This is a genomic window from Streptosporangium sp. NPDC000563 (genome assembly GCF_040299985.1).
Lineage (GTDB): Bacteria > Actinomycetota > Actinomycetes > Streptosporangiales > Streptosporangiaceae > Streptosporangium.
Genome location: NZ_JBEPDA010000027.1, coordinates 65,256 through 80,730, shown reverse-complemented (window position 1 = coordinate 80,730; position 15,475 = coordinate 65,256). Strand labels below are relative to the sequence as shown.

Below are 15,475 nucleotides of genomic sequence, written 5' to 3'. Positions count from 1 at the left end.
ACCGGTCAGACCCTGCCCGGATGCGGCCGGAACCGCGGGCCGCCGATCGGTTCGTACCAGCCGGCGACCTTGTCCCCAGGCGGGGCCACCGCGTCGATCGCGTCCAGATCCTCGGCGGTCCACTCGATCGAAGAGGACTCCGCGCACGAATCGAGGTCGGCCAGCCGCTCCGGCCCGCACAGCACACTCGTCACACCGGGCTGCCGTAAGACCCAGGAGAAGGCCAGCTGGGCCATGGTCACGTCATGACGGGCCGCGATCACCCGCAGCACGTCGAGCACGTCGAACACGGCCTCGCTGAATCGGTCACCGGCGAAGTCGGCGAGCACGCCACCCGCGCCGTACCGGCTGCCCGCGGACGGCGGCTCGCCGCGCCGGTACTGGCCGGTGAGCACTCCTCCGCCCAGCGGCGCCCACGGGTTCACCGCGAGCCCGAACGTCGCCGCCATCGGGAGCAGCTCACGCTCGATCCGCCGGTCGAGGATGTTGTACGGCGGGGTCTCGGCCACGATCCGGTTGAACCCGAACTCCTTGGCCACCCACAGTGACTCGACGACCTCCCACGCGGCGGAGGTGCTCACCCCCAGGTAGCGGACCTTGCCCGCACGCACCAGGTCGTCCAGGGCGCGCAACGGCTCGTCGACCGGTACGTCGGGGTCGAACCGGTGCAGGGTGAAAACGTCGACGTGATCGGTCCGCAGTCGCCGCAGGCTCTCCTCGCACTGGCGGATCAGGTGCCGTCGGCTCACGCCCCGCCCGTTGGGATCTTCGGTGTCGACCGGCATGTACGCCTTGGTGTTGATCACCACTCGATCGCGCTTGGACGGCTTCGCCAGGGCGGTCCCGACGACGGACTCGCTGCGCCCGGGGGCTCCGCCGTAGTTGTTCGCCGTGTCGAAGAAGTTGACGCCGAGGTCGAGCGCCCTGTCGATGATCCGGACCGACTCGGCCTCGTCGGCCCTGTCGCCGAACATCCAGCACCCCAGGCCCAGGGCGCTCACCCGCACGCCGGTCCGCCCGAACGGCCGGTACTCCATAGCGGTCACTCCTTCAGGCCAGGCCGGCGACCGCGCGCACGGCGTCGGCCAGCGGGACGAACGGTTCGGCGCCCGGCGGGGTGCCGAGGAACATCCGGTTGTGGGTGATGACGACGGCCAGCCCGGTCGCGAGGTCGGCCCATCCCATCGATCCGCCCAACCCGGCGTGGGCGAGCACCTGGGTCGAACGGCCGAGTAGCGGGTCGGCCGGGGGAGACTCCCCGCCCAGCCAGTAGCCGCCGGTGCCGATCCAGGTGGGTCCCTGGTAGATCTCGTCGAACTCGTTGGCGTTCGGCCGCGGCGACGTCAGGGCGAGCAGGCGGTCGGCCGCGATGTACCGGCGACCGGCGATCTCGCCACGGTTCGCCAGCATGCTGAAGAACCGCGCACCGGCGCGGGCCGACATCACCGCGCCGGCCGCCGGGATCGACGACGATCGGAAACGGGGATCGTTCCAGCGGTCGGCGTCGGGGCGGATCTCCGGGGGCATCGACAGCAGCGACACCCCGGTCATCGGCGCGCGCTTCGGCGGGTTCGGCCCCCAGGTCAGGCGCGCGACCCGGTGTTCGTGCTCCGCCGGGAGCACGTCCCAGACGTCGTCGGCGCCGATCGGCAGGCACAGCTCCTCGCGGAGGAACCGATCGTAGGGACGGTGGCTCGGGTCGGTGCGGCGGATGACCTCACCGAGGATGTGCCCGAAGCTGATCGAGTGGTACATGGAGCGTTCCCCCGGCGGGTGCAGCGGTTCGACGTCCGCGAGCCAGGTGGTGATCGCGTCCTGGTCCGCGAGTCCGTCGGCGTCCAGGCCGGGCGGCATGTGCGGAACGCCGGCGCGGTGCGTGAGCACGTGGCCGACGGTGATGTCCTGCTTGCCGCGCCTGCCGTACTCCGGCCAGTACGTCGCGATCGGCCGGTCCATGTCCACGAGCCCTCGTTCGCACTGCAGCTGGATCGCCGTGGCGACAAGCGCCTTGCTCACCGAGAACACGGGGAACAAGGTGTCACCGTCGACCGTCCGGCCGCTCTGCGGGTCGGCGACGCCGGTCCACGCGTCGACGATGAGCTCATCGCCGAGGTAGGCGGCGACCTGCACACCGACCTCGCCCAACTCGACGGCGCGGGCGAGCGCGGCCTCGATCCGATCGTCGGACCTCATTGCTCGACTTCCTCTCTCTCGTGCGTGGGTTCGGTCTCCTGCGACTCGGTCTCGTCGCCGAGGTAGGCCGCGATGACCCGCGGGTCACGGCGTACCTCGGCCGGCGTCCCGTCGGCGATGACCCGCCCGCGCTCCATCACGATCAGCCGGTCGCACACCCGCATCACCAGCTCCATGTCGTGCTCGACCACCAGCACGCCCATGCCGCGTTCGTCGGCGAGCCGCCGGAGCAGGGTGCCGAGTTCGGCCGACTCTGTCGAGCTCAACCCGGCCGCCGGCTCGTCGAGGCAGAGGACGGACGGTTCGGCGGCCACCGCACGGGCGATGCCGACCAGCCGACGCCGGCCGTACGGCAGCTCGGTCGGCAGTCGGTCGAGGTCCGGACCGAGCTCGAACAGTTCGACGGCGGCGAGCGCTCCGGCGGTGAAGGCGGTCGGGCGCGGCCAGACCAGGTCGGTCAGGTAGGCGCTGCCGGACCGCGCGTCGACCGACGCCTTAAGGTTGTCGGCCACCGTCATGTCGTCGAACAGTTCAAGGCTCTGGAACGACCGCCCGATCCCCTCGCGGACCCGGCGGTACATAGGCATCGATCCGATCGGCTTGTCAGCGAGCGTGACCGTGCCGGACCTCGGCCTCGTCGCGCCGGTGAGCGCGTCGATCAACGTCGTCTTGCCCGCTCCGTTCGGCCCGATGAGCCCGACGATCTCACCTGGACCGACGTGCAGCGAGGCGTCGTTCACCGCGACCACGCCGCCGAAGGCCACCGTTAGCCCATGGCCGCGCAACACCCGTTCGGGCACCCGGCCGGGTGCTGCCGCGACGGTGTCCGCGCTCGGCCGAGCCGGACGGCGCCGGCGCGGCAGGTGCAGGTGCCGGGAGAGGCCCTCCGCGGCTCCGTCCGGGCGTGCCTGCAGGTACCAGATGGACAGCACGCCTCCGATGAGTGCGATCCACAGCGGCATCGTCGCGCTGTCCGAATCGAGCAACGTGGAGATGAAACCGCCGGGGTGTCCGAGCACACCTAGCAACGGGCCGGCGATGTAACCGATGCCGCCCAGGACGACGTAGGACAACCCCAGGATCGAGTCGAAGGCCGCGAATCCCCGCTCGAACACCATGGTCGGCTGCCGGAACACCACCAGGATCCCGCCGAGCGCGGCGATCGCCGCGGAGAGGGCGAACGCGTAGAGTCTGACCCGCCAGGGGTTCAGTCCGACGGACTCGGCCGCCCGCTCGTTGGTACGGACCGCGATCATGCGGCGCCCGACACGGCCGCGCCGGACATTGGCGACCACGAGGCCGACGAGTACGAACGCGACCAGGCACACGATCGCCCAGCGCCCGGGGTAGGTGAGCGAGTCGATTCGCCAGCCGAACAGCTCCAGCGGGTTCGGCAGGGGCGTGTAGGCGCCGGAGTAGGCGGGGTTCTGCAGCAGTACCCCCTGGATCGCCACGGCGGAACCGAGTGTGGCCACCGTGAAGTTCACGCCGCGGGTACGCAGCAGCGGCACGCCGAGCATCGCGCCGACGACGAACGTCGCGACCAGGCTCAGCGCGACCGCCAGGATGAACGGCATCCCGGTGCTGGTCAGCAGCAGGCCGGTGATCACCGCACCGATGCCGGCGAAGCTGAACTGGCCGAGCGACAGCTGCCCGGTGTATCCGGTGATGACGACGCTGGACAGCAGGATGATCCCGTACGTACAGGTGATCGTCGCCGCCGTGATGTACGACAGCTCGAACACTGTGGTGAGCAGGACGATGCTGCCTCCGAGGAGCGCGAGGAGGACGAGAGGACGGACATGTCCGTCGCCGACCTTCGGCCGTCGCTCGACGATGGCCGTGCGTATCCGTTCGCCCCCGCCTCGCCACACCATCACCAGCACGATCAGCAGGAAGGGCACGGCGTCCGCCCAGCCGGGCGTGGCCACGTAGCGGGTCACCTCGGCCTGGCTCACCCCGATCAGCAGGGCGCCGAGGTACGTCAGTGGGAACGAGCGCAGGCCGCCGATGAGCGCGGCGGCGAGCGCCGGCACGATCAGGTGGGTCAGCGTGACGATCTGCACGCCGACGATCGGGGCGAGCAGGACGCCGGCGATGCCGGCGAACACCGAGCCGATCACCCAGTTGGTGGTCGCGATCCTGACCGGGGAGATGCCCAGGGCCGCCGACGCGATGGGGTTCTCCACCTGCGCCGAGGTGGCCAGCCCGAACCGGGTCCGGCCATAGCCGACGGTGAGCAGGCCGACGAGCACGGTGGCGATGAGGAAGGTGATGATCCGATCCTGGCCCAGGTGGATCCCGAACAGCGACACCGGATCGGTGGGGAAGATGGACTGGACGAGGCGCTCGTCCGCGCCGTAGCGCAACGTCAGTGCGGACTGCACGACGACGAGCACGATCAGGGAGACGATGGTGCGGCTCAGCGCCGAGGTGCGTGCCATGCGCTGGATCGCGAGGCGGTAGGTCAGGTAACCGCACAGCGCGGCGGCGAGCAGCGCACCGGGCACCGCGAGCACGGGCGAGAGCCCCTGGCCCGCGTTGAGTTCCCAGTAGGCGAACGCCGCCACGGTTCCGACGATGCCGTGGGAGAAGTTGATGATCCCGGATCCGCGGTACGCGATCACGATGCCGAGGGCGGTCAGCGCCAGCAGCGAACCCGAGGACATCCCGACCAGCGCGAGCTGGATGGCGCCGTTCATGTGGCGTGGTCTCCGCTCGCGCTCGTCTGGCCTTCGGCCACCTCGGAAAGGTAGCTGGCCTCGATCTCGGCCAGCCGCGACCCCATCTCGGCCGCCTTCCCTTCGATCACGATCTCTCCTCGTCGCAGTACACAGACGCGGTCGGCCACCTGCAGGGCGCGCTTGACCCGCTCTTCGACGATGAGCACGCCGACGCCGCGGTCGGCGGCGGCGCGCAGCCGGGTGAGCAGCCGCGCGACGATCAACGGGGCGAGGCCGAGCGTCAGCTCGTCGGCGAGAAGCACCTTCGGTGCGCCGGCCAGCGCGCGCGCCAGGGTGAGCATCTGCTGCTCGCCTCCCGACATCAGCCCCACCTTGCGATCCAGTAGCGGCTCCAGCTCGGGCATCAGCGCCAGGCTCTCCTCGATGCCTCCCCGGCCGAGGCGGAGGTTCTCCCGGCAGGTCAGGCCCATGAACACCGACCGGTCCTCGCAGATCAACGCCAGGCCGGCGTCGGCTCTGCGATGCAGTCCCTCGGGCGCGGGCCGGCCGTCGAGCAGGACCGAGCCGCCGATCGGTGTCAGAACCCCGGCCAGGGCCAGCAGGGTCGTGGTCTTGCCCGCGCCGTTCGCGCCCAGCAGTGCGACGATCTCGCCCGGACGTACCGCCACCGACAGGCCGTGCAGCACGGGGAGGTGGCCGTAGCCGACCTCGAGGTCGACTGCGGCGAGGATCGGTTCGGTGCTCCGCCGGGGATCGGGCGTCACCCGATCCCCGCCCTGGATCACCCGTTCTCCCTGAGGGCGTCGAGCACGCTGAACGGTTCGGCGGCGTCGCTGTAGGTGCCGTTCTTGACCGTGTACGTGACGACGTTGGTGTTGAGAATACGGTCGAAGTCCTTGAGGCCCAGCGGCGTGGTCAGGTTGAGGGCCGGCCCGACTCCCGTATCCACGGAGCTGAGCCTGCCCAGCGCCTCCTGCACCGACGCGGCGTCGACCGTCCCCTGAACGGATTCGGCGGCCGCCTTCACTGCGGCCACCGCCGACCACACGACCACGCCCGCCGACGTCGGCGTCGCGTCCGGCTTGTACTTCTTCATCGCGTCGCGGAAGGCGACCATGCCGGCTTCGTTGCTGTTCACGGGCAGGAACGAGTCGGACAGCAGCACGTCTTCGGCGGCCTTGCCGATCTGGTCGATCAGTGCCTGAGTGAGGGAGGCCGCGGCGAGCCCGGTCTTCACCCCCGGCGCGCCGGCGCCCAGGGCGGCGATCGCCTTGCCGGCCTCGCCCGGCGGGAGCGCCAGCACCACACAGTCCGCGCCGTTCGACACGACCTGGGCGACCGGGGGTCCGTAGTCGGCGTTCGTGGTCGGCACCGCGATCTTCGCATTCAGTTTCATACCAAGCGATCTCAGCCCGGCGTCGGCGAAGTCGGCCGAGGCGATCGAGGACGGCAGCGACTGCGTGATCGCGTCGACCTTCTTGCAGCCGTAGGTCTTGACCAGTCCGATCGCGGCCCCGCTGAACGAGACCGGCGTGCCGCCGGGGATCGGCCAGGAGGTCTTGCTGGTGAATTCGAGCGGGTTGATCGGGTGGCTGAGCAGCGGGATGCCGGCCTGTTCGAGCACCGGCACCATGCCGCTGCCACCGACCGACAGGCCGCCGATCACGGCGATCGCGCCTTGACCGACCGCGTCCTGGGCGCACTTCGCGCTCACATTCGGGTCGGCCTGGTCGTTGCAGACCGTCAACTCGACCTTGCGGCCGGCTATGCCACCGGCGTCGTTCACCGCGGACACGGCGGCCTCGATCGCCGCCGCCTGGTCCGGGAACCCGACCGACGGTGCGGACACCGTCAGGATGCCGACGAGCTTGAGCGATGCCGATTCCGACGAGACGGCGGAGGTGGCGGAGGTGGCGGGCGTCTCGTCGTCCGGGGTGGCCGAGCATGCTGCGGTCAGCGCCAGTGTCGACGCCACTGCGGCGACGGCGGTGAGCCGTCGGGTCCAGTCGGGGTGATATATCCTGTTTGTCATGGCGATGTCCCATTGGCTCGTTATGGCGTTGGTCCCCCGACGCGGTAGGGGGAGCGTCGTCAGCCTCAGTTACCGGCGGCATTACCGCGGCGCCCCAGGGTCTCGATAACAGGTCCCGTGCCCTGAGCCCGGATGCGCAATGTGCCGGATAACGCCATCCGGCGCGCCGTGTGCACCCGGTTGAGAAGGCTTGGTTCTTGGGCACCGTGACCGCATAACTCACGCTGGTCCACCTCGTCTTCAACACGATCGCCGACCTGCTCACCCAGGCCGAGCAGGTCGAGTGCTTTCGCAATGCCGCCCGCCACCTCACCCCCGGCGGCCGGTTCGTGATCGAGCTGTGGGTGCCTGAGCTGCGCAAGCTCCCACCGGGTCAGCAGGCCATGGTCTGGCACAGCGAGACCGGTTACATCGGTTCGGACACCTACGACGTCCTGCGCCAGCACGTCGTATCGCACCACTTCAGGTTCGACGAGAGCAGGCAGGCCCAGCTGTATCGCAGCCCGCACCGCTATATCTGGCCGGCCGAGCTCGACCGCATGGCCCAGCTGACCGGGTCCGCACTGGAGAGCAGGCACGCCGACTGGGCCGGAGCCGAATTCACCGCCGAGTCGCGTTCTCACGTGTCCGTCTACCGCATTCCGCCGGACCGCTGAGAGTGCCACCGTCAGAGTCAAGGTCGCTGATCAGGTCTCGTGCCGTTCCGAGAGCGGAAGGGAGAAAATAGGGCATGACGCGATACGTGGCGCTGCTGCGCGCGGTGAACCTCGGCAGCCACAAGAAGATCTCCATGCCCGACCTGCGCGCGGTGTGCGCGGAGCTGGGGCACACCGACATCCAGACCTATCTGCAGAGCGGCAATGTCGTCTTCACCGCCGCCGAGCCGGAGGCGGGAAAGGTCGCGGCGCGGCTTGAGAAGCGGCTCGCCGACGGTCTCGGGCTGACCACGAAAATCATCCTGCGGACCGCCGACGAGCTGAGGGCGGTCGTCGAGGCGAGCCCGACGAAGGCCGACGATCCGACCGGATACTCGGTGTGGTTCCTGCTCGACCCTCTGGTGGCGGACTGGCTCGACGGTTTCGACGCCGGGAGGTTCGCGCCCGAGGAGATGTGGACGGCGAGCCGTGAGATCTACCTGAGCCTGCCGAACGGTACCGGCCGCGCGAAGCTCCCGGTCGCGCTCGAACGACGTCTGAAGACCCCGGCCACCATGCGCAACTGGAGAACCGTCACCAATCTCGTGGAACTGGCCGAAGGTTGAGCCGGTGAGGATGCCGGTCCGCGACGCGGACCGGCATCCTCACCGAGGGCGCCGCCCGCGCGGACCCCGGTGCCCGCGCGGGCCCCTGTACGCGGCGCCGTCAGGGGATCCTGGACAGGTCGATCACATATCTGCCTTCCGCGGTGAGGTACGTCATCATCCGCCCGGCCCGGTCGGCGACCGGGACCTCGCCCTGTGGCTCGGAGTTCCCGGTGCCGAGGGCCGCCAGCCTCCCGGTCTTCAGGTCGTAGAGGCCGAGCCCGGGGGAGTCGCTTCTGAGGTTGCGCACGTAGAAGCGGCTCTGGCCGGGGGGCTCCGGGATCTGGAAACCGGTCGGCACCTCCTGCTGCGTCGAGCCGTCACGCGACCGGGTGAACGCTCTGGCGCCGACGGACGTCGTCGAGACGCAGGACTGGACGCCGCAGGCGAGCAGTTGCTGTCCCTGCCGGGCAGGGGCCGCGTCGTTGCTCTGCCCGGTCTCCAGGTTGACCAGGTAGGTGAACGGCGCCCCGTCCTGTGGGCTCCACGTGCCCGGCGAGCCCGCCCACGGCCAGGACAGCAGGTGCAGCCCGGTCCCGTGGTCGAGCGCTGTCACCCGGCCCCCGTCCACGGGAACGCTGAACACCCCGCCCTTCCGCACGGAGAACACGATCGCGCCCTTCGCCACGGCGAGGCCGTCGATCGTGTCGCCTCCGGTCCTGTGCTCGGCCACCTGCCTGGCCTCGCCTCCGGTCAGCGGTACGGCCCACAGACGCACGGAGGTCTTCGTCGAGGTCGACCACGCCACCATGCCCTCGCCCAGGCCGATGTTCGCGGCGTTCCCCGGCCCGCGTATATCCGTGATCTTTCGTAGATCTCCTCCGGTCAGGTCGTAGAGGTAGAGAACCTCGGGCCGCATGGCCTCGGAGAGCGCCTCGACCAGCAGGTTCTGGTCGTCGGTCAGTGCGATCGGACGCAGTCGCCTGCCCTCGGGATCCTTGGCGGGTATCTTCCACACCGCCTGCGGCCACACCTTCTCGACGGGTTCGATGATGGTGTCGATCTCCACGAACGGCCTTCCCGACGGGCGGTCGGCCACGGTCACCGCCCTTCCGTCGTCGCCCCCCCGCAGGGCTACGGTCATCCCGCCGGCGACCGCCACGATGGTCGCCGCCGCGAGCAGGGTCTGGGACCTGCTCCTACGCCGCCGGTGGCCGGTCTCCAGCCGTTCCGCCGCCGAGGGGGCCAGTCGTGGCGCTCGTTCGGCCATGCGGCCCAGGGACCTGCTCAACCGCTCCTCGATGTCGGTCATCGACGCTCCCCGTGCTCCGACATGACGTTCTCCTCCGTGTGCTCGCCCGCCGCGGAACGGAGCTTGCCGAGCGCCCGCGACGCCTGGCTCCGCACGGTTCCGCGGGAGATCTTCAGGGCCGTCGCGATCTCCTCGTCGGTCAGCCCTTCGTAGTAGCGCAACACCAGCACCACCCGCTGCTTGCGGGGCAACCCGGCCAGCGCCTCCTCCAGCGCCCGCTCGTCCTCGCCGGGCGGCGTGTCGTGGTAGCCGTGCTCCGGTGGGTCCCAGGCGAGCAGTTCGCGCCGTCGTAGTCGCCAGGTCGCCGTGTGGAGTCTGGCCATGGTGGTACGCACGTAACTTTCCGGGTTGTCCTTGGCGCGCAGTCTCGGCCAGGCGGCGCGTAGCCTCAGCAGCGCCTCCTGTACCAGGTCGGCCGCGTCGTGCGGGTTCCCGGCCAGGACGTAGCCGTAACGCAACAGTGCGTCACCGCGCTCGGCGACGAACTCGGCGAACCGGGGATCTGCTTCCAACTGCCCTCGCCTTTCGTCGTCCCATCACCTCTCAGATGGATTGACCGGGCGAACTGTTGCATCGTCCGCGGAAAGGCGCGGAATTCTCTCCTGGCGGGGGCGGTCGTTGGAAGGGCCTGTCCATGCTGGGCCAGTCTCGGAAAGTACTTGACGATCTGGAAAGTAGAAAGTACTTTCCAGATAGGAAAGAGCGAAGGAGTGGGCATGGAAATCTCCCCGGAAGAGGCTGCGCGGACGCTGGACCAGGTCCACGAGACGCGGCGCAGGGCCCTGCGCGCCGCGCCGCCGATGTTCCCCGCCTGGTATCCCGTGGCGGTCTGGGTCTTCGTCGCCGGAATACAGTTCGTCACCGAGGTTCCGCCCGCCTGGTGGATCTGGATCGCGGTGCCGGTCCTGTCGGCCGGTCTCGCCGTCGCCGTCCTCAAGTTCGTGACAGACGTCAGGAACGCGAACATGCGCCTGCACTCCTCCGTGGTGGACCCGTGGGCGTGGATCGGTTTCACCGGCTGGCTGGTCGCCACCGGTTTCGGGGCCGCCCTGATGGCGTTGTGGTTCACGGAACTGGGCCTCACCTACCCGCGTACGCTCATGGGTGTGATCATGACTGTGGTCGCGGCGATCACCACGCCTCTTCTGGCCCGCTGGATGTCCGGGCGGGCCGTCCGCCGGGCGGAGACGGTGACGCGATGACGCCGCGACTCGACCCGGCGATCCACGCGCCGACCCGGTTGGGGATCGTCTCGCTGCTGGCCGCCGCCGACGAGGCGGAGTTCGCCTTCGTCCGCGACAACCTGGGCGTCAGCGACTCGGTGCTGTCCAAGCACGCGAGCGCCCTGGAGGCGGCCGGTTACGTGAAGATCCGCAAGGGGTACGTCGGCAAACGCCCGAGGACATGGTTCAGCCTCACCCGGGAGGGGCGCGCGGCCTACACCGGCCACGTCGCCGCGCTTCAGGCCATCGTCGCCCAGTCCGGCCTCTCGGTCCTCCCCAACTGAGACGGAACAACCAGGACGAAACTCCCGCCGGGCCGTTCCGGGTGGCCGGAGTCGCCACTCGGAGCCGGTCCTCGGGTCCTCGGGGGAACCCGGACCGTCTCCTCGCCTGGCGGGGTTCTAAATTTGCATCGTTCGTTAACTTGAACTCTTCGTGTTTATGGCGCTAGATTTGGCCCCATGACCGCACCTGGCACTCCGACCACCGCAGATGAGCTGCGCGGGGTGGGCCTGCGGGTGACGGCCGCGCGGGTGGCCCTGCTCGAGACCGTCCGGGACGGCAACCACCTCGGAGTCGAGGCGATCGCCTCCGGAGTGCGCGATCGGGTGGGCCACATCTCACTCCAGGCCGTGTACGAGGCCCTCCAGGCGCTCACCGCGGCCGGGCTCTTACGCCGCATCGAGCCTGCCGGCAGTCCGGCCAGGTTCGAGGGGCGTGTCGGCGACAACCACCATCACATCGTGTGCAGGTCGTGCGGTGTCGTCGCCGACGTCGACTGCGTGGTCGGTGAGGCGCCCTGCCTGACCGCGTCCGACGACCACGGCTTCTCGATCGACGAGGCCGAGGTCATCTTCTGGGGCCTGTGCCCCGGCTGTTCCACCCCTCGCGGCTCCTGAGCGCCGCGACTCCCTGAAACAGAAGATCCAGAAGGATTCCATGTCTGAGAACCATGATGCAATCGTCACGGACGCGAAGGCGGAGGGCGAAGGTGGCTGCCCGGTCGCGCACGAGCGCGCCCCGCACCCGACTCAGGGCGGCGGAAACCGCCAGTGGTGGTCGGACCGGCTCAACCTGAAGATCCTCGCCAAGAATCCCGCCGTGGCCAACCCCCTCGGCGAGGAGTTCGACTACGCCGAGGCGTTCAAGGGCCTCGACCTCGCGGCCGTGAAGCGGGACATCGCGCAGGTGCTGACCACCTCGCAGGACTGGTGGCCGGCCGACTACGGTCACTACGGCCCGTTCATCATCCGGATGGCCTGGCACAGCGCGGGCACCTACCGGATCAGCGACGGCCGCGGCGGCGCCGGTGCCGGTCAGCAGCGTTTCGCCCCCCTCAACAGCTGGCCCGACAACGCCAACCTCGACAAGGCCCGCCGCCTGCTGTGGCCGGTCAAGAAGAAGTACGGCCAGGCGCTCTCGTGGGCCGACCTTCTCGTTCTGTCCGGCAACGTCGCCCTGGAGTCGATGGGCTTCGAGACCTTCGGTTTCGCCGGCGGTCGTGCGGACGTCTGGGAGCCCGAGGAGGACGTCTACTGGGGTCCGGAGACCACCTGGCTCGACGACCAGCGCTACACCGGTGACCGGGAGCTCGAAAGCCCCCTCGGCGCGGTCCAGATGGGTCTCATCTACGTCAACCCCGAGGGCCCGAACGGCAACCCGGACCCGCTCGCCTCGGCCCGCGACATCCGCGAGACGTTCCGCAGGATGGCGATGAACGACGAGGAGACGGTCGCCCTGATCGCGGGCGGTCACACCTTCGGCAAGACCCACGGCGCGGGTCCGGCCGACCACGTCGGCGCCGACCCGGAGGCCGCCTCGATCGAGGAGCAGGGCCTGGGCTGGAACAACACCTACGGCACCGGCAAGGGTGGCGACACGATCACCAGCGGTCTCGAGGGTGCGTGGACGAACACCCCGGTGACGTGGGACAACAGCTTCTTCGAGATCCTCTACGGCTACGAGTGGGAGCTGAGCAAGAGCCCCGCGGGCGCGCACCAGTGGAAGCCCAAGGACGGCGCCGGTGCCGGTACGGTCCCCGACGCCCACGACCCGTCGAAGAGCCACGCCCCGACGATGCTCACGACCGACCTCGCGCTGCGGGTGGACCCGGTCTACGACCAGATCTCGCGGCGCTTCCTGGAGAACCCCGCCGCGTTCGCGGACGCCTTCGCCCGGGCGTGGTTCAAGCTGACCCACCGCGACATGGGCCCGGTCGTGCGCTACCTCGGCCCGGAGGTCCCGTCCGAGACGCTGCTGTGGCAGGACCCCCTGCCCACCGCGACGTACCAGCCGATCGACGCCGATGACGTCGCCTTCCTCAAGAGCAAGATCCTCGCCTCCGGGCTGCCGGTCTCCCAGCTGGTGTCGGCCGCGTGGGCGTCGGCCTTCTCCTTCCGCGGCAGCGACAAGCGCGGCGGCGCCAACGGCGCACGCGTCCGCCTCGAGCCGCAGAAGGGGTGGGAGGTGAACGACCCCGACCAGCTGGCCACCGTGCTGCGCGCCCTGGAGGAGATCCAGGAGGCGTTCAACGCCGTGCGGAGCGGGGGCAAGCAGGTCTCGATCGCCGACCTGATCGTGCTCGCCGGCAGCGCCGCCGTCGAGCGGGCCGCCAAGGACGCGGGCTTCGACATCGAGGTCCCCTTCACGCCGGGCCGGGTGGACGCCTCGCAGGAGCAGACCGACGTGGAGTCGTTCGCCGCGCTCGAGCCGACCTCCGACGGGTTCCGCAACTACCTCGGCAAGGGCAACCGCTTGCCCGCCGAGTACCTTCTGATCGACCGGGCGAACCTGCTCACCCTGAGCGCCCCCGAGATGACGGTCCTCGTCGGTGGCCTGCGCGTCCTGGGCGCCAACCACGGGCAGTCCTCGCTCGGCGTCCTCACCACGACCCCCGGGGTCCTGACCAACGACTTCTTCGTCAACCTGCTCGACCTGGGCACGAGGTGGAAGGCGACGTCGGAGGACGAGAGCACGTTCGAGGGCCGCGACCTCGCCACGGGCGAGGTCAAGTGGACCGGCAGCCGCGCCGACCTCGTCTTCGGGTCGAACTCCGAGCTGCGCGCGCTCGCGGAGGTCTACGCGAGCGACGACGCGAAGGAGAAGTTCGTGAAGGACTTCGTCGCCGCGTGGGTCAAGGTGATGAACCTCGACCGGTTCGACCTCGCCTGAGTGAGTTGTTCGGCGCGTCCGGGCCGGCCCACGCCGGTCGGCCCGGACGCGCCTTTCACCTGCCGGACGCACGTCCGGCAGGGTGTCACGGTCATCACCGGTCGCCGGTCCCGCCGGGAGCGGCCGTCCGGTTCCGCAGGAGCACGTTGCCCGAGATCCTGGACTCGCACAGCCTCTCCGCCTCCGGGGTGCCGGCCACGACGGTGAAGCCGGTCGGCGCGAGCCGCAGCTCCATCACCGCGGCCCGTTCGGCGACGGGCAGCGCCGCGTAGCGGGCGAGCAGCTCCTCGTCGTCGAACAGGTCGGCGTCCGACAGGAACACCGGTGAGGCGGGGTGGCGACGGCCCAGGTCCAGGATCTTGCCGCCGCCGTCCCAGTTGACGCCGTTCAGCGCGACCCAGCCGATCCCGTCGAGGCCCTCGAACAGGCGGGCCGCGTCACCGAAGCGGTGGGTGCGCATGACCGGGTGCAGGTAGGCGTCGGCGTCCAGCACGTCCTGGTCGCGTGGGTCGGCGCCGGGCGCGGTGCCCGTGCCGTAGCGGCCCGCGGAGCGGCCGAAGCCCAGCCGGTGCACCACCGACAGGCCCTCCTCGCCGGTGTCGCCGCCCGACAGCAGCCGCACCAGCTCGCGGTCGATCAGCCGCTGGTGCTCGCCGAAGCTGTGGAACAGCCACAGGTACATCAGCCCGCCGGGCGACAGCCGCTCGGCGAGCCAGGCCAGGCCCGCGCGGGGGTCGTCCAGGCAGTGCAGCACCCCGGTCATCACGATCAGGTCGTAGGGGCCCTCGAACCCCTCCCCGCCGATGGCGCCGCGCACCAGCTCCACGTTGGTCAGCCCGTTGCGTTCGCGCAGTTCCTCGGCGACGTCGAGTGACGACTGCGACAGGTCCATGCCGGTGAAGTGCGCCCGGGGATACTGCGAGGCGAGCCCGAGCAGCTGGTGCCCGGTGCCGCACCCGGCGTCCAGCACCCGCTTGCCCGCCAGGGTCTTGTCCCTGGCGACCATGCCGATGCCGAGCGCCAGGTCCAGGATCAGGTCGTCGCCGACGGTCAGCGACGGGCACGGGTAGCGTTCGTACAGCTCCCTGACCTGCTCGACGGCGCTCATGGGGTGTCGATCTCCTCGTACGGGATCTCCTCGACCCTGCGGGCGAAGACCCAGTGATGGCCCTCCAGGTCCTCGGTGGTGTAGTTGCGGTCACCGTAGAAACGCGTGTCCGGCTTGTCGCGGATCACCGCTCCCGCGGCCTTCGCGCGCTCGTAGTGCTCGTCCACGTCGTCCACGAACACGTACAGGCTCTGGCGCAGCTCGCCCTCGCCCTGCGGCTCGTGCTTGCGGCCGTCACCCGTTCCGGCGAGCTGCACGACCCCCTCGCCGAACGACAGCTCGGCGTGGACGACGGACCCGTCGTCGTCGTTCAACACCTTGCGCTTTTCGAATCCGAACGCCTCGATGAGCCATTCGATGGCTTTCTCGACATCGGAGTAGAAGATGACGGGGGTGATTCTCGGCATTCCGTCGGGTGGGGTGAGCAATTTCCTCATCTCCTTCGATCGACGACCATGGAAACGTAACGGGACGCTACCCCGCATCCCGCCGGCGAGACGTGCCGGCGTTCA

Annotated in this window: 16 protein-coding genes; 6 read left to right on the top strand and 10 right to left on the bottom strand. The window is 69.8% G+C overall.

Features of this window, described 5'->3' with window-relative positions; all coding sequences use genetic code 11:
• Positions 1-5: 5 nt before the first annotated feature.
• From ABT352_RS35650 to ABT352_RS35625, 6 genes are all read right to left on the bottom strand, one after another.
• The gene (locus ABT352_RS35650; protein WP_350949438.1) at positions 6-1,037 is read right to left on the bottom strand and encodes an aldo/keto reductase; all 1,032 of its coding nucleotides are present in this window, start codon (positions 1,035-1,037) and stop codon (positions 6-8) included.
• A gap of 13 nt (positions 1,038-1,050) precedes the next feature.
• On the bottom strand, positions 1,051-2,193 hold the full coding sequence (locus tag ABT352_RS35645) for a serine hydrolase domain-containing protein (RefSeq protein WP_350949437.1): 1,143 nt from the start codon (positions 2,191-2,193) through the stop codon (positions 1,051-1,053).
• Positions 2,190-4,895, bottom strand: coding sequence for an ABC transporter permease subunit (locus tag ABT352_RS35640; protein ID WP_350949436.1), 2,706 nt, complete (start codon positions 4,893-4,895; stop codon positions 2,190-2,192). The genes ABT352_RS35645 and ABT352_RS35640 overlap by 4 nt, the downstream gene beginning before the upstream one ends.
• Positions 4,892-5,662, bottom strand: a complete 771-nt coding sequence (locus tag ABT352_RS35635; protein ID WP_350949435.1) for an ABC transporter ATP-binding protein — start codon at positions 5,660-5,662, stop codon at positions 4,892-4,894. The genes ABT352_RS35640 and ABT352_RS35635 overlap by 4 nt, the downstream gene beginning before the upstream one ends.
• Entirely contained in the window at positions 5,659-6,909 is a 1,251-nt protein-coding gene (locus ABT352_RS35630) for an ABC transporter substrate-binding protein (RefSeq protein ID WP_350949434.1), read from the bottom strand. Before ABT352_RS35630 ends, ABT352_RS35635 begins: the two co-directional genes overlap by 4 nt.
• Positions 6,910-6,974: 65 nt before the next feature.
• Positions 6,975-7,217 (bottom strand): hypothetical protein, encoded by a 243-nt coding sequence (locus ABT352_RS35625; protein ID WP_350949433.1) that lies wholly within the window; start codon positions 7,215-7,217, stop codon positions 6,975-6,977.
• A 21-nt stretch (positions 7,218-7,238) separates the two neighbouring features.
• On the opposite strand from ABT352_RS35625, the gene ABT352_RS35620 reads away from it, so the two are divergent.
• A complete protein-coding gene (locus ABT352_RS35620) occupies positions 7,239-7,565 on the top strand; it encodes a hypothetical protein (RefSeq protein WP_350949432.1) in 327 nt (108 codons plus the stop codon).
• 74 nt (positions 7,566-7,639) lie between these two features.
• Entirely contained in the window at positions 7,640-8,170 is a 531-nt protein-coding gene (locus ABT352_RS35615) for a DUF1697 domain-containing protein (RefSeq protein WP_350949431.1), read from the top strand.
• Positions 8,171-8,270: 100 nt separating this feature from the next.
• On the opposite strand, the gene ABT352_RS35610 is transcribed toward ABT352_RS35615, so the two are convergent.
• On the bottom strand, positions 8,271-9,461 hold the full coding sequence (locus tag ABT352_RS35610; RefSeq protein ID WP_350949430.1) for a TolB family protein: 1,191 nt from the start codon (positions 9,459-9,461) through the stop codon (positions 8,271-8,273).
• Positions 9,458-9,973 (bottom strand): SigE family RNA polymerase sigma factor, encoded by a 516-nt coding sequence (locus tag ABT352_RS35605; protein ID WP_350949429.1) that lies wholly within the window; start codon positions 9,971-9,973, stop codon positions 9,458-9,460. The genes ABT352_RS35610 and ABT352_RS35605 overlap by 4 nt, the downstream gene beginning before the upstream one ends.
• 204 nt (positions 9,974-10,177) lie before the next feature.
• Here ABT352_RS35605 and ABT352_RS35600 point away from each other — a divergent pair, with 204 nt between their 5' ends.
• The 4 genes from ABT352_RS35600 to katG all read left to right on the top strand — a co-directional run bounded on the left by ABT352_RS35600 (position 10,178) and on the right by katG (position 13,855).
• Positions 10,178-10,663, top strand: coding sequence for a hypothetical protein (locus ABT352_RS35600; RefSeq protein WP_350949428.1), 486 nt, complete (start codon positions 10,178-10,180; stop codon positions 10,661-10,663).
• Entirely contained in the window at positions 10,660-10,968 is a 309-nt protein-coding gene (locus tag ABT352_RS35595; RefSeq protein ID WP_350949427.1) for a winged helix-turn-helix domain-containing protein, read from the top strand. The genes ABT352_RS35600 and ABT352_RS35595 overlap by 4 nt, the downstream gene beginning before the upstream one ends.
• Positions 10,969-11,145: 177 nt before the next feature.
• Positions 11,146-11,583, top strand: coding sequence for a Fur family transcriptional regulator (locus ABT352_RS35590; protein ID WP_350949426.1), 438 nt, complete (start codon positions 11,146-11,148; stop codon positions 11,581-11,583).
• A 40-nt stretch (positions 11,584-11,623) separates the two neighbouring features.
• The gene (gene katG / locus ABT352_RS35585; protein WP_350949425.1) at positions 11,624-13,855 is read left to right on the top strand and encodes a catalase/peroxidase HPI; all 2,232 of its coding nucleotides are present in this window, start codon (positions 11,624-11,626) and stop codon (positions 13,853-13,855) included.
• Between the two features lie 94 nt (positions 13,856-13,949).
• Here katG and ABT352_RS35580 read toward each other — a convergent pair whose 3' ends face one another.
• Positions 13,950-14,963, bottom strand: coding sequence for a class I SAM-dependent methyltransferase (locus ABT352_RS35580; RefSeq protein ID WP_350949424.1), 1,014 nt, complete (start codon positions 14,961-14,963; stop codon positions 13,950-13,952).
• Entirely contained in the window at positions 14,960-15,400 is a 441-nt protein-coding gene (locus ABT352_RS35575; RefSeq protein WP_350949423.1) for a VOC family protein, read from the bottom strand. The genes ABT352_RS35580 and ABT352_RS35575 overlap by 4 nt, the downstream gene beginning before the upstream one ends.
• Between the last annotated feature and the right edge of the window lie 75 nt (positions 15,401-15,475).